The organism is Microbacterium sp. SORGH_AS_0888 (assembly GCF_030818905.1).
Taxonomy (GTDB): Bacteria; Actinomycetota; Actinomycetes; order Actinomycetales; family Microbacteriaceae; genus Microbacterium.
The window spans coordinates 236,919-258,987 of the sequence record NZ_JAUTAZ010000001.1 but is presented as its reverse complement, the minus strand read 5'-3'; the positions used below and the strand labels follow the sequence as shown (position 1 = coordinate 258,987).

The window sequence follows — 22,069 nt, the reverse complement described above, 5'->3', positions numbered from 1 at the left end:
CGGCCCGGATCAGAACTGCACGCGGGGCGGCTCGGCGATCGCCGCGCCGTCGACGACCTCGAAGAACTCACGCTCCGAGAACCCCAGCCGACGCGCGAACAGGTTGTTCGGGAACACCTTGATCTTCGTGTTGAGCTCGCGCACGCCACCGTTGTAGAACCGGCGGGAGGCCTGGATCTTGTCCTCCGTGTCGACGATCTGCTGCTGCAGCTGCAGGAAGTTCTGGCTCGCCTGCAGCTGCGGGTAGGCCTCCGCCACGGCGAACAACGACTTCAGCGCCTGCTGCATGTGCCCCTCCGCCACTCCGGCCGAGGCGGGCCCCGTCGCGTTGATCGTCTCGGCCCTGGCCTGGGTGACGTTCTCGAACACGGCCTTCTCGTGCGCCGCGTATCCCTTCACCGTCTCGATGAGGTTCGGCAGGAGGTCGGCGCGACGCTTGAGCTGAACGGTGATGTCGCTCCAGGCCTCGTCGACGCGGACGGCGAGTTGAACGAGCGAGTTGTACGTCGCCCAGAGGTAGATGCCCACGATCACGACGAGCGCGACCACGATCAGAACCGGGATGAGCCATTCCCACATATGCCGTGTTCTCCGTTCCCTGTTGAGAGCATCCTACGCTCCGCGGGGATCACTGCCCCAGGACGCGATCCAGATAGGCGTTGGCGAAACGGCGCTGCGGGTCGAGACGGTCGCGCACCGCGAGGAAATCGTCGAATCGCGGATAGCGGGAGCGCAGGACGGCGGCGTCCAGCGTGTGCATCTTCCCCCAGTGCGGACGCCCGTCGTGCTCCTGCATGAGCTCCTCGACGGCCCGGAAGTAGGACGTCGGGTCCTCCCGCCAGTACCTGTGCACGGCGATGTAACCGCTGTCGCGCTCGTACGCCGTCGACATCCACCGATCGTCGCCCTCGGCGATGCGCACCTCCACGGGGAACGAGACGGGCCAGGGCTCGGTGTCGACGAGCTCGCGCAACGCGCCGAACACCGCGGGGAGACGCTCGACCGGCACCGCGTACTCCATCTCACGGAACCGGACGTCGCGGTCCTGGGTGAAGACACGGTGCGACCGGTCGGTGTACGTGCGGGCGCCGATCGTGCGCGCGCCCAGGCGTGCCAGCGGCGTCGACAGTGCCGGGACGGCGGCGGCCGCAGCGCACATCGCACGGTAGGCGTGATTGGACAGGACCGTGTCCTCGATCCAGCCCCCGATCCGCGGCAGCGGCTGGCGCGGCTCGCTCTCCGGCAACCGGGCGTTGCTCTTGGTGAGCGCGACGTCGGTGCGCGGGAACCAGTAGAACTCGAAGTGGTCCTCCCCCGCAGCACGGTCCGCCAGCTCCGGCAGGAGGTCGTCCAGCCCCTCCCGTCGCTCGACGGCGCGCAGGAGGAAGGCGGGCACGACCTGCACCGTGACCTCGACCAGGACACCGAGCGCTCCGAGGCTCAGCGCGAGCGCCGGGAGCAGCTCCGGCTCGTGCGACTCGTCCACGCGGAGCAGGTCGCCGTCCGCGGTGACCACCGTGACGCCGACGACCTGCGTCGACAGCCCTCCGAACCGGGCGCCCGTGCCGTGCGTCCCGGTGGAGATCGCGCCCGCGATCGTCTGCCGGTCGATGTCGCCGAGGTTCGTCATCGCCCAGCCGTACGGGGCGAGCAGGTGCGGGATCTGGCGCAGGCGCGTGCCGGCGCGCAGCGTCACGCGGCGGCGTTCGCGATCGACCGATACGAGGCCCGTCAGGTCGCGAAGGTCGAGCAGGATGCCGGGGGCCACGGCGATCTCGCTGAAGCTGTGACCGCTGCCGACCGCCTTGACGGGCAGACCGCGCGCCGCCGCCGCACGGACGGCGCGCTGCACGGCGGCCGTCGAGGCCGGGAACTCGATCCTCACCGGACGCACCGAGGCGCTGCGCGCCCAGTTGCGCCAGACGCCGCCGGGCCGCGTCACAGGAACGCCTTCCCCTCGCCTCGATAGGTGGGAACGGATCCCACGACGCGGTCGTCGTCCACGAGCGCATAGGCGTCGACGCGCTCCGCCAGCTCGCCGCTCTTCGCGTGACGGAACCAGACGCGGTCACCGATCCGCAGCGACCGCGCGGACGCACCCGACAGCGGGGTCTGCACCTCGCCCGTGCCCTCACGGCCCAGCGTCCGCAGCCCCGCCGGCCAGACGGGCTCGGGCTGCCGGGAGGCGAGCGGTGGGCCCGAGGCGACCCAGCCGCCGCCCAGAACCGTCGCGACGTCCGGCAGCGGGCGGCGCACGACGTCGAGCGCGAACGCCGCCGCCGGTGCCGGGTCGAACGCGCGATAGTGCGAGAAGAGATGGCCGGCGAGCAGACCGCTGCCGGCGGTCAGCTCCGTCACAGCGGGGTCCGCGGAGGTCACCTCGAGGGAGCCCGTCCCTCCCCCGTTCACGAACTCGAGCAGCGCGATGTCGTGGAGCGCGGCGACGATGGCGGCGCGACGATCGAGCAGTTCCGCCGCCGACCGGCGCTGCATCCACCGGATCACCGGATCCGCGGGGCCGGCGGCATCCGGCTGACCCGCGATCTGCGCCTCGTACATCATGAGTCCGACGAGCCGCACGCCGGCGCGCGCCGCGACCGTCCGCCCGAGCCGTGCGACCTCGTCGGCGTCGTGCACGGGTGACCGCCGCACGCCGACGTGGCCGAGGACGGACGATCGCCACGAGGCGTCCGCGTCGATCGCGACACGGATCTCGGGCCTCGTTCCGGGCGCGGCGACGCTGTCGAGCACGTCGAGCTGCGCCGCGTCGTCGACCATGAGCGTGATCCGCTCGGCAGCCTCCGCGTCCGCGGTCAGACGAGCGAGCGCGGCTCGGTCGACGGTCGGGTACCCGACGACGATGTCGTCGTGCCCGCCGCCGTCGGCGGAGGCGAGCCAGAGCGCCTCGGGGAGCGTGAAGGCGAGAATGCCGCGGAAGCCCGGGACCCGCAGCAGCGCGTCGAGGACCGCACGGACCCGGATCGACTTGCTCGCGACGCGCACCGGCACACCGCCCGCACGCACGAGCATGTCGAGCGCGTTGTAGCGCAGTGCGTCGGCGCTCAGCGCCGCGACCGGCGCCGGCAGCTCGTGCGTGGCGCGGGTCATGGCGTCCCAGTAGGAGCCCGCGTCACGCCACGGCTCGCGTGCACCGGGCGGTGACAGCAGATCGAGGTCCACGGGTCGAGAGTACCGCCGACGCGCGATCTGCGATCCTGGGGGTATGCCGCCTCTCGCCGCCGATCGATCCGCCTCCTGGCGACGCGCGCTCGCGCTCGAGCCGCTTCCCATCGAATCCGGGTGGTGGGCGCCGCTGTCGCGTTCGACTCTTCGCGTGCGCGAAGGCGGAGCGGAGCTCGACGCGCACAGCTCCATCTACTACCTGCTGGACGAGGAACGACCGGTCAACTACTGGCATCGGCTGGCCCCGGACGACGTCCACGTTCTCCTCGACGGCGGCCCGGTCGAGTACGTGATCGTCTCGAGCACGGGCGAGGTCACCAGACGCGTGCTCGGTCACCGCGTCGACGCCGGCCAGGAGCTCGTCATCCCCTGCGCCGCCGGCTCGACGAAGGCCCTGCGGCTGCTCGATCCGAAGGGGTTCGCGCTGATCGCGAGCGTCCTCACTCCGGCGTGGACGCCCGACCGCGTCTGGTTCGAGCCGCCGGCCGTGCCCGACGACGCGGCGCCGGAGTGGTTCGACGCCGCCCTCGTCGCGGCCCTCACCTCGCCGGAGACCTGAGGGTCCGGCCGACGAGCGGGACGACGGTGGGGAGGGGACGCGAGAGCGTCTCCCCTCCCCACCGTGACCTCAGCGCGCGGGATCGATCGCGATCGGCTCCGGGTGCGCCTCGTGGTGGTTCCGGTTGGCGGGCGTGGCGAGGACCTCGGCCGTGCGGGCGTCGAGGGCCGCGGCGTCGATGTCGCCCGCGGCCTCCATCACGCCTTCGAGGGCGACGAGCCAGTGCTCGTAGTACGACCACGGATCGCTGTCGCGATCGCCGCCCCGCGACTCCCACTCCGCGATGGAGGCGATGAGTGCCGACTGGAACTGCCCCCAGTCGAACTTCTTCGCGTGATACGCCGTGACCGCCAGGGCGAAGGCGCGGATCTCCCACGGCTTCTCGAACGACAGCTGATCCGGCGAGCCGCCGGGAAGGTCGCAGACGAGCTCCTCCACCAGCCGACGGTCGCGCTCGAGATCGCCGTCGTCGACGTAGGGAGAGGGCAGCACCGAGGTCATGCGAGCTCCGCCGGGCTCTTGGTGGCGCCCACCCCGATCATCGAGTCGCGGGTCACCAGCTCGTAGAGCTGCTCCTCCGTCCACCCCTCGGTGCCGGCGGGACGCTGCGGCAGGACCCAGTAGCGCATCTCGCTGCTCGAGTCCCACACACGGACCTCGACGTCGGTGGGCAGATCGTAGGAGAAGGCCTCGCTGAGGACCTTGCGCGGCTCCCGCGTGATCGCGGCACGGTACTGCGGGTCCTTGTACCAGTTCGGGGGCAGGCCGAGGACGGGCCACGGGTAGCACGAGCACAGCGTGCACACGATGATGTTGTGCACCTCGGGGGTGTCCTCGACGACGACCATGTCCTCGCCCTGGAGGCCGCTGATCCCGAGCTCCGCGCAGGCCTCTGAGGCGTCGTGGAGGAGCCGGGCCTTGAACTCCGGATCCGCCCATGCCTTGGCGACGACACGCGCGCCGAGCTGGGGCCCGACCTCGTTCTCGTAGATCTCGACCATCCGGTCGATCGCCTGCGTGGTCATGATGCCCTTGTCGATCAGCATCGACTCGAGCGCCTTCACGCGCGCGGCGATCTCCTCCTGGCTGCGGATGTGTGAACTCATGCTGCTGTCTCTCCCTTGCGCTCAACGAGTTCGATGTAGGGTTCCCAGACATCGAAGTAGACCGAGTCGTGCGGCTGGTCGGCACCGGTCCCCCAGAGCTCCTCCGCCGTGAATCGGACCGTGTAGACGTGCTCGGGCGCCTCGCCGAGCCCGTTCCCCGCCGTGTCGGGGTAGATGAAGACGCCGTGGGCGAAGACGATCTCGCCGACGGCCCCGCGCACGTACCTCGCCCGCCGGGTGTGCCCGTGGGGCGCGTCGCGCTCGACGCGCACGACGTCTCCGACCTGGAAGCTCGCCGGCTTGTCGGACTCGCGCTTCGCGGTCGCGCCCGCCTTCACGACGGCGTCGACGAAGGCGAGCAGCTCGGGGTCGTCCGCATGCTCCGGAAGAGGGGCGTCCGGGTTGGCGAGGTAGTACTCGGTGCGGCGGTCCAGCTCTTCCATGTCGAGCACGCCGCGCTTCTGCCCGTAGTGCTCGACGGTGTGCACCCAGTGCTCGTAGTAGGGCGACGTGAGGTACACCACGGGATCGATGAGCTCGATCCCGTGCCGGAACTCGTCGACGCCGAAGAAGCCCGCTCGGAAGCACATCGCGAACATGGGGAAGACGGCCTTCTCCCACTCGGCCCGGAAGGTGGGTTCGCTCTTCGGCACGACGACGGGCCCGATGCCGTCGGTGCCGGCGAGGTCGAACACTCCGTTCATAGCTCGCTCTCTTTCTGCGATCGGAGGGAGCACGCTGCTCCGCTCGTGTCATTACGTCAAGACTTACTGACGCGTTGAGGTATAGAGAACTCGCTCCCCCGCCATTCGTCAAGCGCGGACACGAGCTTTGCGCCGCTCGCGCTCAGAAATTCACACGCCCGACACAAACGGGGGCACTCAGCGCAGCTCGAACCCCGCACGACCCGCGATCGCGAGCCGGGTCGTGGAGGCGTACGTCTCCTCGTCGCCGAAGGTGAGAAGACCCCGCGGCGTCTCGAGCCGGACGCGCCGCACCGCCTTGGCGAGGAGCTCGGGTGTCGCGTCCGGCTCCTCCGCCAGGGCGCGATCGAGGAGCAGGAGCGCGCTGTAGACCGACTCGGAGAGGCTCGACAACGGCGGGGCCCACGCACCGAAGCGCGCCCGGTAGCGTGCGACGAACTCCTGGTTGACGGAGGACGGGAAGGCCTCGAAGTAGCCCATCGCCGCCCAGACGCCCGCGCTCTGCTCGGCCCCGATGTGCTCCCGTGTCGACTCGTCGAGCACGAGAGAGAGCGTCGTCGCTCTGGCTCGGAGCCCGAGCTGGTGGCTGCTGCGCTCGAACCGCACCTCGTCGTCGCCGACGAGGCTGGTGAGCACGAGGTCGGCGCCCGAGCGCTGGATGCGCTCGACGACCGGGGCGTAGTCGGGGTGGCGCAGTGGCAGACGCGCCTCCCCGACCACCTGGGCACCGGCCTCCGCCAGCATCGCGCGCGCCACGCGCCCCGCCGCCAGCGACCACGAGTAGGTGTGGCCGACGATGAACCATCGCGACCCGCCCGTCTCCCGCATGAGCGGCACGAGCGCCGCCCGCAACTGATGGGCGGGGCGCTCACCGAGCCGCAGCGCGGAGCGCGCCGGACGTCCGCCCTCGTTCAGCAGCGAATGGATCGCCAGCACACCGTGCCGCTGCGCGACCTGGCGCACCGCCGCGAAGCTCGCCGAGATCACCGCGGCCACGATCACGCGACAGCCCGCGGCGATGAGCCGCTCGGCCTCGATCGCCGCCATCGTCGGATCCGTGGCGTCGTCGCCGACGAACAGCTCGTTCGGCGGCCCCGTGCCCGAGGCGTTCATCTCCTCGATCGCCAGCAGCGCCGCGTTCTCCGCGCCGAGGGCGAACACCGCCCCCGAGCCGGACTTCGTCGTGAGCAGACCCCATCGCCGGCCCCGCGAGCGTGCGGCCGGCGACGAGGGGATCCCCGTGCGCCGCACCATCCAGTCCACACCGGCATCGTCGACGTCGCACGAGAGGGACACGCGTGTGCCGGCGGCGATGGGGGTCAGCCGGAGTCGGACCGTCCCCTGCCACGGCTGCGAGTGCTCGATGGAGATCGATCGCCCCCACACGACACGGCGGATGCGTCCGAAGATCGTGAACCCCGCTCCCGCTCCCCCGAACGGCACGGTGAGCGTGATCGGCTGGCCGACCTCGAGCCGCTCGCACATCGCATTGAACAGCCACACGCCGAAGGTCTCGAACACGACCTCGGGCGTCGCCGCCACGTCGCGCGTCGCCGTGAGGACGATGCCCGACACGGGACGATCAGCCGGCGCGTCGAGCGCGTTGCACCGAGGAGATCGGCGCGGTGGCCGCCGAAGCCGGCGCTCGGTCGACATCCTCGAGCGCGTCGCTCATCAGGGAGCGGAAGTAGCCCACCGCGATCATCGCGGACCCTTCGCGATCGAGCGAGTAGAACCGCTGCCGTCCGGCGCGACGCTCCCGGACGAGCCCCGACGAGCGAAGGATACGGAGGTGGGTCGAGACCGAGGTCCGGCCGACATCCGAGATCTCATCCGCGATCTCGCCCGCGCTCGCATCGCCGTGGGCCGCCAGGAACGTCAGGATGTCGCGGCGCACCGAGCTGGAGAGGGAATCGAACACGCTGTCCGCGTCCATGTGTCACTCTCCCTCTTCGTGTCTACACGCTGAACACCGGAAGTCTACCGCCCCGCGTCGCCGGACGGTCGGCTACGCGCCGACGCCCGACACCAGCCGGAGCCGGAGCGATCCGTCGGGCCGCCGCGACACGCCCACGACGGCGAGCGGCTCGGCGTCCACGTTCCAGATGCTCGCGACCGGAAGGCCCAGCGCCGTCAGCACGGCGGCGCGCACGACCGCCTGCGGGACGACGGCGATGTACCGTCCCCCCGGCAGCGAGCGCGCGACATCCGCGACCCGAGCGCAGACCTCCCCGAACGACTCGCCGCCCGGGGGCGCCTCGCCCGCCCGCCAGCGGGCCAGGTCCGCCTCGGAGAGCGAAGAGACCTCGCGTCCCGCCCACTCACCGGCCCCGGGGTCGTGCAGCTTTGGGACCACACGGGGCTCGTCCCATCCGAGCGCCGCGACGGTCTGCGCGCACGGCCGGCCCGGAGCGCTCAGGACCTCGTGGCGCCCCGGACGCAGCGATGACCTGCGACACAGCTCACGACCGGCCGGGGCGAGCTCGTCGTCCGCGTCCGGGAACGCCGCCCGCAGCTGAGATCTCGTCGTCGCCTGGACGACGAACACGATCTCGGCCCGACGGGCGGCGTTCCCTTCCGCGTTCGTCACCGCGAGAGCACGGGATCGCCGGCACCCGCCTGGAGCGCGGCGACGGGAACCGGCCGGTCGCCGCCCCGTCCGCCGACCAAGGCGGCGAGCAGCACGGTCGCGACGCCGAAGATCGTCGTCGCCACGAGCAGCGAGCCGAGGCGGAATCCCCCGAGGACCGCAGCGGGGTACCCGTCCAGGATGATCTCGTCGCCGTCCGTCACGGGCCCCGGGATCTCGGACGCCGCGCCCACGATCTCCGCGACCGAGGGCAGGAACGTCGCGGCGACGATCACCACGACGAGGTAGCCGGCGCCCACGGCGAGCGTGGCCGAGAACCAGCTCCAGCGCTTCGCGAGCCGCGTCGCGACGACGACCGCGATCACCATCGCGAACACGGAGATCGCGACCATCGAGTAGTACGCGACGGTGCGGGCGACGAGGTCGTCGTGGCTGCCGATCGCGGGCGGGTTGCTCGGGTACTTCGCGTAGGGCACGAGGAATCCCGCGACGAAGGCGAGCGACCCCGCGACGAGCGCCGCCCGACGGGCCGGGAGCTGCGGCAGGAGCTTCAGGACGGCGTAGGCCGCGACCGCGATGAGCAGCCCCATCGCCATGCCGAACAGACCGACGGACAGGAAGACGCCGAGGGTGGCCTGCACCCCGCGGGGCACGACCTCCTCCTCGCCGCCCCCGTGGTCATGGGCGGCGCCGGCATCGAGCATGGCGTGGTGGTCCCCGCCCGTGCCGCTGCCGACGGCCGCCTCCGCGGCGGAGCGCATCGACTCGTAGTCGATCGCCCCCGAGATCGAGGGCTCGACGGCGACGAGCGCCACCACGGCCCCGAGAAGCCCCGCAACGAGTCCCGCGCCGGCACCGGCCAGGACGATCCGCGACTCAGCGCTCATCGCTCCGCCTCTCAGTGGCACGGGAAGCCGAGCATGTGCCGGCCGTCGTGCATCATCTCGTGGATGTGGGTGTCGGACCCGAAGACGGACACGACGCCCTGGTCGATTCCGACGAAGTAGTACGCCGCTGCCGCGACCAGGACCGCGCCGGCGATCCACAGTGCGCGGACGGCGGCGCCGGCGGTCCGCGCCGTGGGGACGGCGACGACCTCGGAGTGTGTGCTCATGATCTCTCCTCTTACGTGGGGTGGGGGTGGGTGTCAGGCGTGGTGCACGAGGGCGGGCGGGGTCAGCGGACCGCGCTGGGCTTGGACCGCGGCGGCGACGCGCAGGCCGAGTGCGTCGTTGAAACGGGGCGCGACCACCATGAGTCCGACCGGGAGACCGGAGGCCAGCCCCACGGGCACGGAGGTCGCGGGGTGGCCGGTCACGTCCTGCGGGGATGTGTTGGCGATCATGCTCAGCGCCTTGCGCAGGTACTCCGGCCGGTCGTCGCCGGCCTCGAGCAGCGGAAGCGCCGTGAACGGGGTCGTGGGCAGCACGAGGACGTCGACCTCGGCCAGCGCGGCGTCGTAGCCGTCCCGCACGAAGGGGACGAGGCGCTGCGCCTTCGCGTACGACGAACCGCCGAGGCCGCGCAGTCCCCAGGCGCCGGTCAGCGCCGTGACCTTCACGGTGTCCGCGAGGGCGTCCGCGTGCTCGCGCTTGCCTCGCGAGAAGTACTCCATCTGGTGCGGGTCGTAGTAGCCGGGCACACCGAGGCCGTAGCCGTTGCCGTCGAGCATCTGGTACGTGGCACCGTCCGAGGCGATCGTCCCCCACAGCGCGCCGGCGTACGTGTGCGCGGGCACGCTGATCCGGGTCACCGTGGCGCCGTCTGCGGCAAGCGCCTCGGCCGCCGCGGTGACCAGCGCGTCGACCTCGGGGTCCGACATCCCGGGGATGCCGAATCCCTCGCTCAGCAGTCCGATCCGCAGCCCCGCGACGCCGTCGCCGACCGTGGAGAGGTCGCCGGGCCCGCGCGAGCCCTCCGTCTGACGCGGGTCGAGGCCGTCCGGGCCGGCGAGCACGGACAGCAGCAGCGCCGCATCCTCCACCGTGCGCGCCATGGGCCCGAGGTGGTCGATGGTCCGCTCGATCGGGAACGCACCCGTGTACGGGACGAGGCCGAAGGTGGGCTTGTGCCCGACGATCCCGGTGAAGGAAGCCGGCAACCGCACCGATCCGCCCTGGTCGCCGCCCACCGCGAGGTCGACCTCGCCCGTGGCGACGAGTGCGGCATTGCCGCTGGACGATCCGCCGGTCGTCCGGGCGAGATCCCAGGGGTTGTGGACCGGCCCGCTCGCGGAGGTGAAGCTCGACCCCGAGAAGCAGAGGTCCTCGCAGACCGCCTTGCCGAGGATCGTCGCTCCCGCCGCGAGCACGCGCGTGACGACCGTGGCATCCTCCCGCGGAACGAAGCCCTCGAGGGTGCGCGAGCCGTTCATCATCGGCACGCCCGCCACGGCGACGTTGTCCTTGATGGCGACCGTCCGCCCATCGAGCACGCCGGCGGAGGTCGGAGCGATCTCGGTCCGCACATACCAGGCGCCGAGTGGGTTCTCGTCGGCGTCCGGGTACCGGGAGTCGCGTCGGGGCGCCTCGACCTCGATGTGCGCGGCGTACAGCTCGTCGACCACGTCGTAGCCGGCGAGCCCGGCCACCACGATCTCATGGAGCTGATCGAACTCCGACTCGTCGAACTGGTAACGGAAGCGGTGCGCGAACGCCTTCACGTCCTCTTTCGTAGGGCGGCTGACAGCCATGGTGCATCCTTCCGTCGAACGTCGTTGCTGCGAGGGCCGGTCCAGCCTCCACCGCGAGCGTGTTACCTGTCAATAGGTATTGACTCATTGACGGTTTTCATCCGAGTGACGTCCGTGTTTCCATTCCGTGACACGTGCGCTCGGGCTGCCGCGCGGTGCGCAACGTGCCCGTCGCGTCACGGAGATCCGGGAAGTGCTCCTCGCGCCACTCGTTCGGAGCCGTCTCGCCCACCGCGGCGAGCGCGGCCTCCCGCTCCCGCAGCTCGACGCGGCGGATCTTCCCCGAGATCGTCTTGGGCAGCTCCGCGAACTCGATCCTCCGCACACGCTGGTAGGCGTTGAGCTCGGTGCGCGCGTGAGCCAGGATCGAGCGGGCCGTCTCCGCCGAGGGCTCCACGCCGCTCGCGAGCGCGACGTACGCCTTCGGGACGGCCAGCCGCAGCGGGTCGGGCACGGGGACCACCGCGGCCTCGGCGACGGCCGGATGCTCGACGAGAACCGATTCGAGCTCGAACGGGCTGATCTTGTAGTCGGACGACTTGAACACGTCGTCGCTTCGGCCGATGAAGGTGATGTAGCCGTCCGCGTCCCGCTCGGCGACGTCGCCCGTGTGGTAGTAACCGCCCACGCGCGCCTGCGCGTCGCGCTCGGGATCGTCCCGATACTGCGTCATGAGCGCGAGGGGCTCCTGAGACAGGTCCAGGCAGAGCTCGCCCTCGCCGACCCCGTCGATGCGCTCGCCCGTCACCGGGTCCACCAGCACGACCGGCACCCCGGGGAGGGGCAGGCCCATCGAGCCCGGCTTGATGGGGGCGCCCGGCACGTTCCCCACCTGCGCCGTCGTCTCGGTCTGGCCGTAGCCGTCGCGGACCGTGAGACCCCACGCATCCCGGATCTCGGAGATGACCTCCGGGTTCAGCGGCTCCCCGGCGCCGATCAGCTCCCGCAGCTCCGCAGGCCGGTCGCCGAGGTCGACGCCCACCAGCATCCGCCAGACCGTCGGCGGCGCACACAGGGTCGTCACCTGCTGCTCACGCAGGACCGCCAGCAGCCGGGCCGGCTCGAAGCGCTGGTAGTTGTAGACGAGCACGGTCGACTCCGCGATCCACGGTGCGAAGAAGCACGACCACGCATGCTTGCCCCACCCCGGCGAGGAGATGTTCAGGTGGCGGTCGCCCGCGCGCAGGCCCAGCCAGTACGCGGTCGGCAGGTGACCGACGGGGTAGGAGACCTGCGAGTGCTCGACGAGCTTGGGCCGGGAGGTGGTGCCCGACGTGAAGTAGAACAGCAGCGGGTCGTCGGGAGCGGTCCCGGGGTGGGGTGCGGGCGGCGCGTCGTGCTGCTGCGCGTCACGGAGATCCCGCCAGCCGTCGGCGGCTCCGACGCTCACGCGCACGACGGCGGGATCGACGTCCGCGAAGGCCTCGACGTCCCCCGCGTCGCAGATCACATGGCGCGCACCGGAGCGGGCGACGCGATCGCGGAGATCCGCGCCGCGCACCGTCGGCGCCGTCGGCAGCACCACGCCGCCGAGCTTCATGATCGCCAGCATCGACTGCCACAGCTCGACCTGGTTGCCGAGCATCAGCACGACGACGTCGCCCCGTCCGACGCCGCGCTGCGCCAGCCAGGCGGCGAGCCGGTCGGATTCACGGGAGAGCTGGTCGAAGGTGCGCCGGGTGACGGAACCGTCGAGCTCGAGGACCACGAGCGCCTCACGGTCGTTCCCCCGGGCGATCGCGTCGAACCAGTCGACGGCCCAGTTGAAGCGCGGTCCCACATCCGGCCATCGGAACTCCGCTGCGGCGGATCGCGGATCGCCCGCGAAGGAGCTGAGTCGGTCGCGCGCTGCGCGATAGGCCCGGGTGGCGACGGCATCGTCTGTCATGGGAGTCCTCCTCGTCGTGGACAGCCGGTCCAGGCTCGCGGCGACCACGCCGGGCCGGTACCCCCGAACGGGGGGTGAGATCCGGCCCGCACCCGGGGGTAATGTGTCAGCACATCGCGACACGACGACGACGTCGGGACCGTGTGCGCGGCGCAGCGCACCGAGGAGGACAAGGCATGGACGATGCGACCGCCGGCTTGACGGCGACACTGGCACCCGCCGCTCAACGCGCCCGCCGCGCGAGCGGCCTCGACATCGCCTTCATCGGCACGACCGAGCCCGGCTCGCCGGGACGGCGCCTCGTGATCTCCTCGCTGAGCGGCGCACGCAGCACGGCTCTGCGCGGTCTGCGCGTCCCCTCCGGAATCGGACTGGGCGGTCGGGTGCTCGCCGTCGCTCATCCGGTGGTCGTCTCCGACTACGCCGCGGCCGCCGACATCACCCACGACTACGACGCCATCGTCGTCGGGCACGAGGGCATCACCTCGGTCGCCGCCGTCCCGATCACGCGGAACGGCCGGGTGCACGCGGTGATCTACGGCGGCACACGACAGGGCCTCATGGTCGGCGATCGCGCCGTGCGCGCGCTCGAGGTCGCGGCCCGCCAGATCGCCGCGGCCACGCCGCAACCGGAGCTGCCCGCGCAGCCGGACAACCGCGCGGCGCTCGATGAGCTCGACCGCGCGCTCGCCCTCGCCTCGGGCGAGATGAGGACACGGCTGGAGCGCGTGCGGGCGCTCCTGGAAGCCCGCCCGCCCGCGTCGCCCTCCGCGCCGGCGCTGACCGCTCGGGAGCGCGACGTGCTGCGGCACGTCGCGGATGGCGCGACGAACCTCGAGATCGCCGTGGCGGAAGGGCTGCGGCCGGAGACCGTGAAGGCGTATCTCCGCTCGGCCATGCACAAGCTGGGCGCACACACGCGGGCCGCTGCGTGCCTGCACGCCGACCGGCTCGGGCTGTTGGGCCCCGCTCCCGCACACGAGTGAGCCCCGCCCCATCGACACCCCTGACGCCGCTCGCGCCCCACCCCTCGGTGGCGGCGCCGCATCCCCTCGTCGTGCGCCACGGCTTCGCCGCCGCGGCATCGACGCTCATGAGAGAAGGAGAACCATGGACATCGCCGGAACCGTCGCCCTCGTCACGGGAGGCGCATCAGGTCTGGGGCTGGCGACCGCCCGGCGCCTGCTCGCTCGCGGCGCGGACGTCGTCATCGCCGATCTGCCCACGTCGCGCGGCGCAGAGGTCGCCGCCGAGTTCCCCGGCCGTGTGCGGTTCGCCCCGGGCGACGTCCGCAGCGAGACCGACGTCGCGGGCGCGCTGCAGCTCGCGTCCGAGCTCGGCGATCTGCGCATCGTGGTCACCTGCGCGGGACTGGCTGACGCGATGAAGGTCACCGGTCGCGCGGGGACCTATCCGCTCGACCGCTTCCGTCGGGTGATCGACGTGAACCTCGTCGGGACCTTCAACGTGATCCGCCTCGCCGCGGCGCACATGCAGGAGCTCGCCCTCGCCGACGACGACGAGCGCGGCGTCATCGTCAACACCGCCTCCGTCGCGGCCTTCGACGGTCAGATCGGCCAGTCCGCGTACAGCGCGTCGAAGGCCGCCATCGTCGGCCTCACGCTTCCGATCGCACGCGAGCTCGCCGCATCCCGCATCCGCGTGGTGACGATCGCGCCGGGGACCTTCGACACCCCGCTGCTCGCGAGCCTTCCCGAGGCGGCGCGTATCTCGCTCGGCTCGCAGGCCCCGCATCCGTCGCGTCTCGGGCACCCCGACGAGTTCGGGTTGATGGTCACGCAGATCGTCGAGAACCCGATGCTCAACGGCGAGACGATCCGGTTGGACGCCGCGATCCGCATGGCCCCGCGCTGACCCGCGCCGCCTGAGACCACCACCCGCCCCCTCCCGAAACGAGGTCGCCACCATGCCCGTCGATCGCCTCCTGCCCACCGAGGAAGCAGCGGAGTTCATCGAGATCGTCGAGGAGTTCGCGTCGCGCACGATGGATCCGATCGTGGACGACTACGAGCGAGAGGAGCGCTACCCCGAGGGCCTGTTCGCACAGCTCGGCGAGACCGGGCTGCTCTCCCTCCCCTTCCCCGAGGAGGTGGGCGGCGCGGGCCAGCCCTATGAGGCGTACCTGCAGATCCTCGAGCAGATCGCGCAGCACTGGTCCGCCGTCGCGACCGCGATCAGCGTCCACACGATGGCCGGGTTCGCGATCCTCACGCACGGCACGCCCGAACAGATCGAGCGCTTCCTCCCCGACATGCTCGAGGGGCGGCTCATCGGCGGCTACAGCCTCTCCGAGCCGCATGCCGGCTCGGACGTGTCGGCCCTCCAATGCCGCGCCGTTCGGGCCTCCGGCGGCTACACCGTCACGGGCGAGAAGTCCTGGATCACCCACGGCGGGCGCGCCGACCTGTACATCCTCTTCGCACGCACCGGCGAGGGCGCCAAGGGCGTCTCCGCCTTCATCGCCCCCGGCGACACGGAGGGCCTGTCGTTCAGCCCCTCGCTCCAGAAGATGGGACTGTCGGCCGTGCCGACGGCATCCGCCTACTGGGACGGCGCGTTCCTCCCCGAGGACCTGCGCCTGGGCACCGAGGGGAAGGGTCTGGCGATCGCCCTCGGCGCCCTGGACTCCGGGCGACTCGGCATCGCCGCCGTCGCGACCGGCATCGCGCAGGCGGCGCTCGATGTCGCGGTCGGCTACGCGATGGAGCGCGAGGCGTTCGGCAAGGCCATCGCACAGCATCAGGGCGTCGGGTTCATGCTCGCCGACATGGCCGTCGCGGTCGACGGCGCGCGCACGCTCTACCTCGATGCCGCCCGGCGCCGCGACCTGCGCAGGCCCTTCACCCGCCAGGCGTCGGTGGCCAAGCTCGCCGCGACGGACGCCGCGATGAAGGTCACGACCGACGCCGTGCAGGTGCTCGGCGGCGCCGGCTACACCCGCGACTTCCCCGTCGAGCGCTACATGCGCGAGGCGAAGGTCACCCAGATCTTCGAGGGCACCAATCAGATCCAGCGCCTCGTCATCGCCCGCCAGCTGCTGAGCTGACGACGACCGGCTCGGCGGACGACGGACGATCTCGTCCCATATATGTGCACATCCATATATTTCATTGTCCATTCAGTTATCGTGTCCGTACGGCGCCGATGCCCGCGCCGGGCGGCACACCGAAAGCGCGAGGTTCCTCATGGTGCGTGAGCTCACCCACTTCATCGGCGGACGACACGTCGCCGGCACGTCCGATCGGTTCTCGGATGTCTTCGACCCCTCGACCGGAGCGGTGCAGGCACGCGTGCCACTGGCCTCGACGGCCGAGGTCCAGGACGCCATCGCGAACGCCGAGGCGGCCCAGCTCGAGTGGGGCGCCTGGAACCCCCAGCGACGCGCGCGCGTCCTCCTGCGGTTCCTGGATCTCATCGCCCGCGACACGGACGAGCTGGCGCGGCTGCTCTCCAGCGAGCACGGGAAGACGATCCCCGACGCGAAGGGCGACATCCAGCGCGGCGTGGAGGTCGTGGAGTTCGCGGCGGGCGGGCCGCACCTGCTCAAGGGCGAGTACACGACCGGCGCGGGCACCGGGATCGACGTGTACTCCATGCGTCAGCCGCTCGGCGTCGTCTCGGGCATCACCCCGTTCAACTTCCCCGCGATGATCCCGATGTGGAAGATCGGCCCGGCGCTCGCCGCCGGCAACGCCTTCGTCCTCAAGCCGAGCGAACGCGATCCCTCGGTGCCGCTGCGGATCGCGGAGCTGTTCCTGGAGGCGGGGCTTCCCGCGGGCGTGCTGAACGTGGTCAACGGCGACAAGGAAGCCGTCGACGCGATCCTGCACGACGATCGCGTCGCCGCGGTCGGCTTCGTCGGGTCCACCCCGATCGCGCAGCACATCTACGAGACCGCCGCCGCGAACGGCAAGCGCGCACAGTGCTTCGGCGGTGCGAAGAACCACATGATCGTCATGCCGGACGCCGACCTCGACCAGGTGGCCGACGCCCTGATCGGCGCGGGCTACGGATCGGCCGGCGAGCGCTGCATGGCGATCTCCGTCGCCGTGCCGGTCGGCGAGGAGACCGGGGACGCCCTGGCCGCGAAGCTCGCCGAGCGCGTCGCGAGCCTGAAGGTCGGTGCCGCGACCGACGAGACCGCCGACTACGGCCCGCTCGTGACCCGCGCAGCCGTCGATCGGGTCTCCGACTACATCCGGATCGGCGTCGAGGAGGGTGCGGAGCTCCTCGCGGACGGCCGCGGTCACACGGTCGAGGGATACGAGAACGGCTTCTACCTCGGCCCGACCCTCTTCGACCACGTCACGGCGGAGATGACGATCTACCGCGAGGAGATCTTCGGCCCCGTCCTGATCATCGCCCGCGCCCGGGACTACGAGGAGGCCCTCGCCCTGCCCAGCCGTCACGAGTTCGGCAACGGGGTGTCGATCTTCACCCGCGACGGCGACACCGCCCGCGACTTCACGGCGCGCGTGAACGTGGGCATGGTCGGCGTCAACGTCCCGATCCCGGTCCCCATCGCGTACCACACCTTCGGCGGCTGGAAGAAGTCCGGGTTCGGCGACCTCAACCAGCACGGGCCCGACGCCTTCCGCTTCTACACGAAGACCAAGACCGTCACGAGCCGCTGGCCCTCCGGCATCAAGGAGGGGGCGAGCTTCGTCATCCCCACGATGCACGAGAGCTGAGCGAGATCATGAGCCTGACCACCGACGTCCCCTCCCCCTACGAGCTCACCCCGGACCAGCACGACATCGTGGCCGCGGTGCGCGACTTCGCGCAGAGCGCGCTCCGGCCGCACGCGGTGGAGTGGGACCAGGACAAGCACTTCCCGACCGACGTCCTCGAAGAGGCGGGCGCCCTGGGCCTGGGCGGCATCTACGTCCGCGACGACGTCGGCGGCTCCGGCCTCACCCGCACGGACGCGACCCTGATCTTCGAGGAGCTCGCGAAGGGGGACACCGCGATCGCCGCCTACGTCTCCATCCACAACATGGTCGCCTGGATGATCGACCGCTTCGGCAGCCCGGAGCTGCGCACGACCTGGCTGCCCGGCCTGACCTCGTTGCGACTGCGCGGCAGCTACTGCCTCACGGAGGCGGAGGCCGGCTCGGACGCCGCATCGCTCCGGACGACGGCGGTCGCGGACGGCGACGACTACGTGATCAACGGCGAGAAGCTGTTCATCTCGGGCGCCGGCTCCTCCGCGGTCTACGTCGTCATGGCGAGGACGGGTGGCCCCGGCCCCGCCGGCATCAGCGCCCTCCTGGTCCCGGCGGACGTCCCGGGACTCGGCTTCGGCGCCAACGAGCGGAAGATGGGATGGAACGCGCAGCCCACGCGCGCGGTCGTCTTCGAGGATGTGCGGGTCCCCCGCTCGCACCTGCTCGGCCAGGGGGGCGACGGCTTCACGATCGCGATGCGGGGACTCAACGGAGGGCGCCTCAACATCGGTGCGTGCTCGCTCGGCGGAGCCCAGTGGGCGTACGAACAGGCCGTCCGCCATGTCCGGGAACGCGTCGCCTTCGGGCGCCCGCTCGCCGAGAACCAGTCGCTCGTGTTCCGACTGGCCGACATGCACACCCGGCTCGAGGCCGCGCGCGGACTGCTGCGCCGTGCCGCCCATGCGCTCGACGTCGGGGCCGCCGACGCCGTCGAGCTGTGCGCCATGGCCAAGCGGTTCACGACCGACGTCGGATTCTCGGTGGCGAACGACGCGCTGCAGCTCCACGGCGGGTACGGCTATCTGGCCGACCACGGCATCGAGAAGGTCGTGCGCGATCTCCGCGTCCACCAGATCCTGGAGGGCACGAACGAGATCATGAGCCTCATCGTCGGCCGATCGATCGTGGGGCGGCCGTGAACGGCGCATCGCCCGACGCCGAGGTGCTGTTCGCACGCCGGGGGCGAGCGGGCATCATCACGCTCAACCGCCCGCGGGCGATCAACGCGCTCACGCACGCCATGGTCGGGCTGATCCGCGAGCGTCTGGAGGCCTGGCGCGCCGACGACTCCGTGCAGACCGTCGTGCTCGACGGCGCCGGCGAACGCGGGCTCTGCGCAGGCGGCGACATCGCGCGGCTGTACCAGGACGCCACGAGCGGAGACGGCGCCGCATCCCTCGCCTTCTGGCGCGACGAGTACGCCCTCGACGCCGCCATCGCTCGCTACCCGAAGCCGTTCGTCGCGATCATGGACGGCCTCGTGCTCGGCGGAGGCATCGGCCTGTCGGCGCACGCCTCGCACCGCGTGGTCACGGAGAGCTCCCGGCTCGGGCTCCCCGAGACGGGCATCGGCTTCGTGCCGGACGTCGGCGCCACCTGGCTGCTCTCGCGCGCCCCCGGCGAGCTGGGCACCTACCTCGCCCTGACCGCCGGCACGGTCGGCGCCGGGGATGCGATCGCGCTCGGGCTCGCGGACGTCTACGTCCCCCGCCGACGCCTCCCGCTGCTCGTCGCCGACCTGGAACGGAGCGACGCCACCACGGCACTGGCCCGGCACACCGTCGAGTCGCCGGAATCGGAGCTGCTCGCGGAACACGGGTGGATCGACGCCGCGTTCGGGGCGGATCGTGTGGCCGAGATCCTCGTGCGCCTGCGTACGGGCCCGACCGATGATCGCGCCCACAAGACGGCGGAGCTGATCGAGACGCGGTCCCCCGTCGCGTCCGCGGTCGCCCTCGCCGCGCTCCGACGCGCGGCCTCGCTCCCCGATCTGGAGAGCGCCCTCGAGCAGGAGTACCGGGTCTCGGCCCGTGCACTGCAGACGCACGACTTCGTGGAAGGCGTGCGCGCTCAGGTGATCGACAAGGACCGCGCCCCGCGATGGCAGCCGAAGGATGCGGCCACCGTCGACGAGGCGATGGTCGCCGCCTATTTCGAGCCGGTCTCGACCCGCTTCCCCGACCAGCCGCCCCTCGTGCTCGGCCCTGGTCCGTCCCCCGCCCCGGCATCGCCGCCGGCCTGAACCGAAAGAAGTACCGCTCATGGACATCGCATTCATCGGCCTGGGGCACATGGGCGGCCCCATGGCCGCCAACCTCGTGCGGGCAGGGCACCGCGTGCGCGGCTTCGATCTCGTGGATGCCGCGATCTCGGCGTCAGCCGAGGCCGGCGTGGAGATCGCCGCATCCGCCGCCGACGCGGCCTCCGACGTCGACGTCGTGATCACGATGCTGCCCGCCGGGCGCCACGTGCTCGCCGCCTACCGTGACGAGGGCGACGGGCTGCTGACGGCAGCGCGGGCGGGGACGCTGTTCATCGACTGCTCCACGATCGCCGTCGACGACGCGCGCGCCGCTCACGACCTCGCGATCGCCGCGGGGCACCGTCAGATCGACGCGCCCGTCTCGGGCGGCGTCGTGGGCGCCGAGGCCGGGACCCTCGCGTTCATGGTCGGTGGCGGCGCCGAGGACGTCGCCGCCGCCGGACCGCTGCTCTCGGTCCTGGGCGGCCGGATCGTGCACTGCGGCGGTGCCGGGCTCGGGCAAGCGGCGAAGGTGTGCAACAACATGATCCTCGGCATCAGCATGATCGGAGTGAGCGAGGCGTTCGTCCTCGGCGAGCGGCTCGGGCTCAGCCACGAGGCTCTGTTCGACGTCGCCTCCCACGCATCCGGTCAGTGCTGGGCGCTGACGACGAACTGCCCCGTCCCGGGGCCGGTTCCCTCGAGCCCCGCGAACCACGACTACCGGCCGGGTTTCGCGGGTGCCCTCATGGCGAAGGACCTCGGACTCGCCCTCGAGGCGATCGCGACCACCGGCGTGGACGCCGCCGTCGGGCGACTCGCCGGCGCGATCTACCAGGCCTTCGCCGCGGGCGATGGCGCACGCCAGGACTTCTCCGGCATCATCAACAGCATCCGTGAACGCAGTGAAGGAGCGCACCCCGCATGACCGAGCTCGAGAACATCCTGGTCGAACGTCGCGAGCGTGTGGGGATCATCACCCTGCACCGGCCGAAGGCGCTGAACGCCCTCAACACCGCCCTCATGCGCGAGGTCGTGCATGCGGCCCGTGAGCTCGACGACGACCGGGGCGTCGGCGCGATCGTCGTCACGGGCTCGGAACGGGCGTTCGCCGCGGGCGCCGACATCAAGGAGATGGCGAACCTGGACTACATCGACGCCTACCTGGGCGAGCTCTTCGGCGGGTGGAAGGCCTTCGCCGAGCTGCGCACCCCGACGATCGCCGCCGTCGCGGGCTACGCACTCGGCGGCGGCTGCGAGCTCGCCATGATGTGCGACATCATCTTCGCGGCGGACACCGCCGTGTTCGGTCAGCCCGAGATCAACCTCGGCGTCGTGCCCGGCATGGGCGGGACCCAGCGGCTCACGCGCGCGGTCGGCAAGGCCAAGGCGATGGATCTCATCCTCACCGGGCGCACCATGGATGCCCAGGAGGCCGAACGCGCGGGACTCGTCGCCCGAGTGGTGCCCGCCGCGCAGCTGCTGGAGACCGCGACGGAGGCGGCCGCCGTGATCGCGTCGAAGTCGCTGCCGGTCGCCTACGCCGCGAAGGAGGCGGTCAACGTCGCGTTCGAGTCCACCCTGGCGGAGGGGATCCGGTTCGAGCGGCGCGCCATCCAGGCCACGTTCGCCCTGGCCGATCAGAAGGAGGGGATGGCGGCGTTCACCGAGAAGCGGGCGCCGCGCTTCGTGAACGGGTGAGGGCCGGCCCGCTCACAGCGGATCGGGCAGCGGATCCGGATCGCGGAAGTCGCCCACGTTCCGGCGCATCCGCGCAAGGATCCCCACCAGCGCGGAGAGGTCTTCGCCGGCCAGGGTCGGGCGGGCGAAGACCTGCGCGTTGAGCGCGGCGGTCGCCTGCTCGACGACCTCGCTCCCCCGCGGGGTCAGCGTGAGCATCGTCGCCCGCCCGTCGGTCGGGTGGGCCGCGCGTTCCACCATGCCGTCGCGCACCAGCCGGTCCACGGTCTTCGTCACGCTCGTGGGATGCACCTGCAGCCGGGCGACCGCACTCGACATCGGCAGCTCACCGCCGCGCGTGAAGCCGAGCAGGCGCAGCAGCTCGAACCGCGCGAACGAGAGCGAGAAGGGCCGAAGCACGGACTCCACCTGCGAGAGCACGATCTGCTGCGCACGCATGATCGAGGTCACCGCAGCCATCCCCGTGGCCGCATCGTGCCACCCGTGGACGAGCCACTGGCGCTTCGCCTCGGCGATCGGATCCACCGGCAGCGGCGCGGATGCTGGCACGGCAGTCCCTCCTGTGGGCCGGTACCCCCGGTCAGACTCGAACTGACACTGAAGCGATTTTAAGTCGCCTGCCTCTGCCATTGGGCTACGGGGGCTTCTCCCCCACC

At 71.5% G+C, this 22,069-nt stretch carries 23 protein-coding genes and 1 tRNA gene; 9 read left to right on the top strand and 15 right to left on the bottom strand.

Features of this window, described 5'->3' with window-relative positions; all coding sequences use genetic code 11:
- Window positions 1–9: 9 nt before the first annotated feature.
- Genes QE381_RS01205 through QE381_RS01195 form a run of 3 tightly spaced genes read right to left on the bottom strand, consistent with a single transcriptional unit; the run spans window position 10 to window position 3,180 of the window.
- On the bottom strand, window positions 10–579 hold the full coding sequence (locus tag QE381_RS01205; protein WP_307214744.1) for a LemA family protein: 570 nt from the start codon (window positions 577–579) through the stop codon (window positions 10–12).
- 49 nt (window positions 580–628) lie between these two features.
- Window positions 629–1,942 (bottom strand): D-arabinono-1,4-lactone oxidase, encoded by a 1,314-nt coding sequence (locus QE381_RS01200; RefSeq protein ID WP_307214743.1) that lies wholly within the window; start codon window positions 1,940–1,942, stop codon window positions 629–631.
- A complete protein-coding gene (locus tag QE381_RS01195; RefSeq protein WP_307214742.1) occupies window positions 1,939–3,180 on the bottom strand; it encodes an alanine racemase in 1,242 nt (413 codons plus the stop codon). The genes QE381_RS01200 and QE381_RS01195 overlap by 4 nt, the downstream gene beginning before the upstream one ends.
- Window positions 3,181–3,223: 43 nt before the next feature.
- On the opposite strand from QE381_RS01195, the gene QE381_RS01190 reads away from it, so the two are divergent.
- Complete coding sequence (locus QE381_RS01190; RefSeq protein WP_307214740.1) at window positions 3,224–3,742, top strand: cupin domain-containing protein; 519 nt, start codon at window positions 3,224–3,226, stop codon at window positions 3,740–3,742.
- 69 nt (window positions 3,743–3,811) lie between these two features.
- Here the strand turns inward: QE381_RS01190 and QE381_RS01185 are convergent, their stop codons facing one another.
- The 10 genes from QE381_RS01185 to QE381_RS01140 all read right to left on the bottom strand — a co-directional run bounded on the left by QE381_RS01185 (window position 3,812) and on the right by QE381_RS01140 (window position 12,722).
- The gene (locus QE381_RS01185; RefSeq protein ID WP_307214738.1) at window positions 3,812–4,243 is read right to left on the bottom strand and encodes a nitrile hydratase accessory protein; all 432 of its coding nucleotides are present in this window, start codon (window positions 4,241–4,243) and stop codon (window positions 3,812–3,814) included.
- Window positions 4,240–4,848, bottom strand: a complete 609-nt coding sequence (gene nthA / locus QE381_RS01180) for a nitrile hydratase subunit alpha (RefSeq protein WP_307214737.1) — start codon at window positions 4,846–4,848, stop codon at window positions 4,240–4,242. Before nthA ends, QE381_RS01185 begins: the two co-directional genes overlap by 4 nt.
- Complete coding sequence (gene nthB / locus QE381_RS01175) at window positions 4,845–5,552, bottom strand: nitrile hydratase subunit beta (protein WP_307214735.1); 708 nt, start codon at window positions 5,550–5,552, stop codon at window positions 4,845–4,847. Before nthB ends, nthA begins: the two co-directional genes overlap by 4 nt.
- A 177-nt stretch (window positions 5,553–5,729) precedes the next feature.
- A complete protein-coding gene (locus QE381_RS01170) occupies window positions 5,730–7,127 on the bottom strand; it encodes an ABC transporter substrate-binding protein (protein ID WP_307214733.1) in 1,398 nt (465 codons plus the stop codon).
- Between the two features lie 7 nt (window positions 7,128–7,134).
- A complete protein-coding gene (locus QE381_RS01165; protein WP_307214732.1) occupies window positions 7,135–7,488 on the bottom strand; it encodes a helix-turn-helix transcriptional regulator in 354 nt (117 codons plus the stop codon).
- Between the two features lie 72 nt (window positions 7,489–7,560).
- Complete coding sequence (locus tag QE381_RS01160; RefSeq protein ID WP_307214730.1) at window positions 7,561–8,142, bottom strand: histidine phosphatase family protein; 582 nt, start codon at window positions 8,140–8,142, stop codon at window positions 7,561–7,563.
- The gene (locus QE381_RS01155) at window positions 8,139–9,029 is read right to left on the bottom strand and encodes a CbtA family protein (RefSeq protein WP_307214728.1); all 891 of its coding nucleotides are present in this window, start codon (window positions 9,027–9,029) and stop codon (window positions 8,139–8,141) included. The genes QE381_RS01160 and QE381_RS01155 overlap by 4 nt, the downstream gene beginning before the upstream one ends.
- A gap of 11 nt (window positions 9,030–9,040) precedes the next feature.
- Window positions 9,041–9,256, bottom strand: coding sequence for a CbtB-domain containing protein (locus QE381_RS01150; protein WP_307214726.1), 216 nt, complete (start codon window positions 9,254–9,256; stop codon window positions 9,041–9,043).
- Between the two features lie 33 nt (window positions 9,257–9,289).
- A complete protein-coding gene (locus QE381_RS01145) occupies window positions 9,290–10,834 on the bottom strand; it encodes an amidase (protein WP_307214725.1) in 1,545 nt (514 codons plus the stop codon).
- A gap of 97 nt (window positions 10,835–10,931) precedes the next feature.
- Entirely contained in the window at window positions 10,932–12,722 is a 1,791-nt protein-coding gene (locus tag QE381_RS01140) for an AMP-binding protein (RefSeq protein ID WP_307214723.1), read from the bottom strand.
- 176 nt (window positions 12,723–12,898) lie between these two features.
- Between QE381_RS01140 and QE381_RS01135 the strand changes: the two genes are divergently transcribed.
- From QE381_RS01135 to QE381_RS01100, 8 genes are all read left to right on the top strand, one after another.
- Window positions 12,899–13,708 carry a LuxR C-terminal-related transcriptional regulator gene (locus tag QE381_RS01135; protein ID WP_307214721.1) on the top strand — a complete coding sequence of 270 codons (810 nt, stop codon included), beginning with the start codon at window positions 12,899–12,901 and terminating at the stop codon, window positions 13,706–13,708.
- Window positions 13,709–13,832: 124 nt separating this feature from the next.
- Window positions 13,833–14,597 carry an SDR family NAD(P)-dependent oxidoreductase gene (locus QE381_RS01130; protein WP_307214719.1) on the top strand — a complete coding sequence of 255 codons (765 nt, stop codon included), beginning with the start codon at window positions 13,833–13,835 and terminating at the stop codon, window positions 14,595–14,597.
- 52 nt (window positions 14,598–14,649) lie between these two features.
- Entirely contained in the window at window positions 14,650–15,789 is a 1,140-nt protein-coding gene (locus QE381_RS01125) for an acyl-CoA dehydrogenase family protein (protein ID WP_307214717.1), read from the top strand.
- A gap of 139 nt (window positions 15,790–15,928) precedes the next feature.
- Window positions 15,929–17,434, top strand: coding sequence for a CoA-acylating methylmalonate-semialdehyde dehydrogenase (locus tag QE381_RS01120; RefSeq protein ID WP_307214715.1), 1,506 nt, complete (start codon window positions 15,929–15,931; stop codon window positions 17,432–17,434).
- An 8-nt stretch (window positions 17,435–17,442) separates the two neighbouring features.
- Window positions 17,443–18,609: an acyl-CoA dehydrogenase family protein gene (locus QE381_RS01115; protein ID WP_307214713.1), complete on the top strand. Its 1,167-nt coding sequence runs from the start codon at window positions 17,443–17,445 to the stop codon at window positions 18,607–18,609.
- Window positions 18,606–19,712 (top strand): enoyl-CoA hydratase/isomerase family protein, encoded by a 1,107-nt coding sequence (locus QE381_RS01110; protein WP_307214711.1) that lies wholly within the window; start codon window positions 18,606–18,608, stop codon window positions 19,710–19,712. Before QE381_RS01115 ends, QE381_RS01110 begins: the two co-directional genes overlap by 4 nt.
- 19 nt (window positions 19,713–19,731) lie before the next feature.
- A complete protein-coding gene (mmsB, locus tag QE381_RS01105; protein WP_307214709.1) occupies window positions 19,732–20,640 on the top strand; it encodes a 3-hydroxyisobutyrate dehydrogenase in 909 nt (302 codons plus the stop codon).
- Window positions 20,637–21,413: an enoyl-CoA hydratase gene (locus tag QE381_RS01100; RefSeq protein WP_307214708.1), complete on the top strand. Its 777-nt coding sequence runs from the start codon at window positions 20,637–20,639 to the stop codon at window positions 21,411–21,413. Before mmsB ends, QE381_RS01100 begins: the two co-directional genes overlap by 4 nt.
- A gap of 12 nt (window positions 21,414–21,425) precedes the next feature.
- Here the strand turns inward: QE381_RS01100 and QE381_RS01095 are convergent, their stop codons facing one another.
- Both QE381_RS01095 and QE381_RS01090 read right to left on the bottom strand, forming a co-directional pair.
- A complete protein-coding gene (locus tag QE381_RS01095; RefSeq protein ID WP_307214706.1) occupies window positions 21,426–21,962 on the bottom strand; it encodes a MarR family winged helix-turn-helix transcriptional regulator in 537 nt (178 codons plus the stop codon).
- Window positions 21,963–21,984: 22 nt separating this feature from the next.
- Window positions 21,985–22,057: transfer RNA gene (locus QE381_RS01090), tRNA-Leu, on the bottom strand.
- Window positions 22,058–22,069 lie beyond the last annotated feature (12 nt).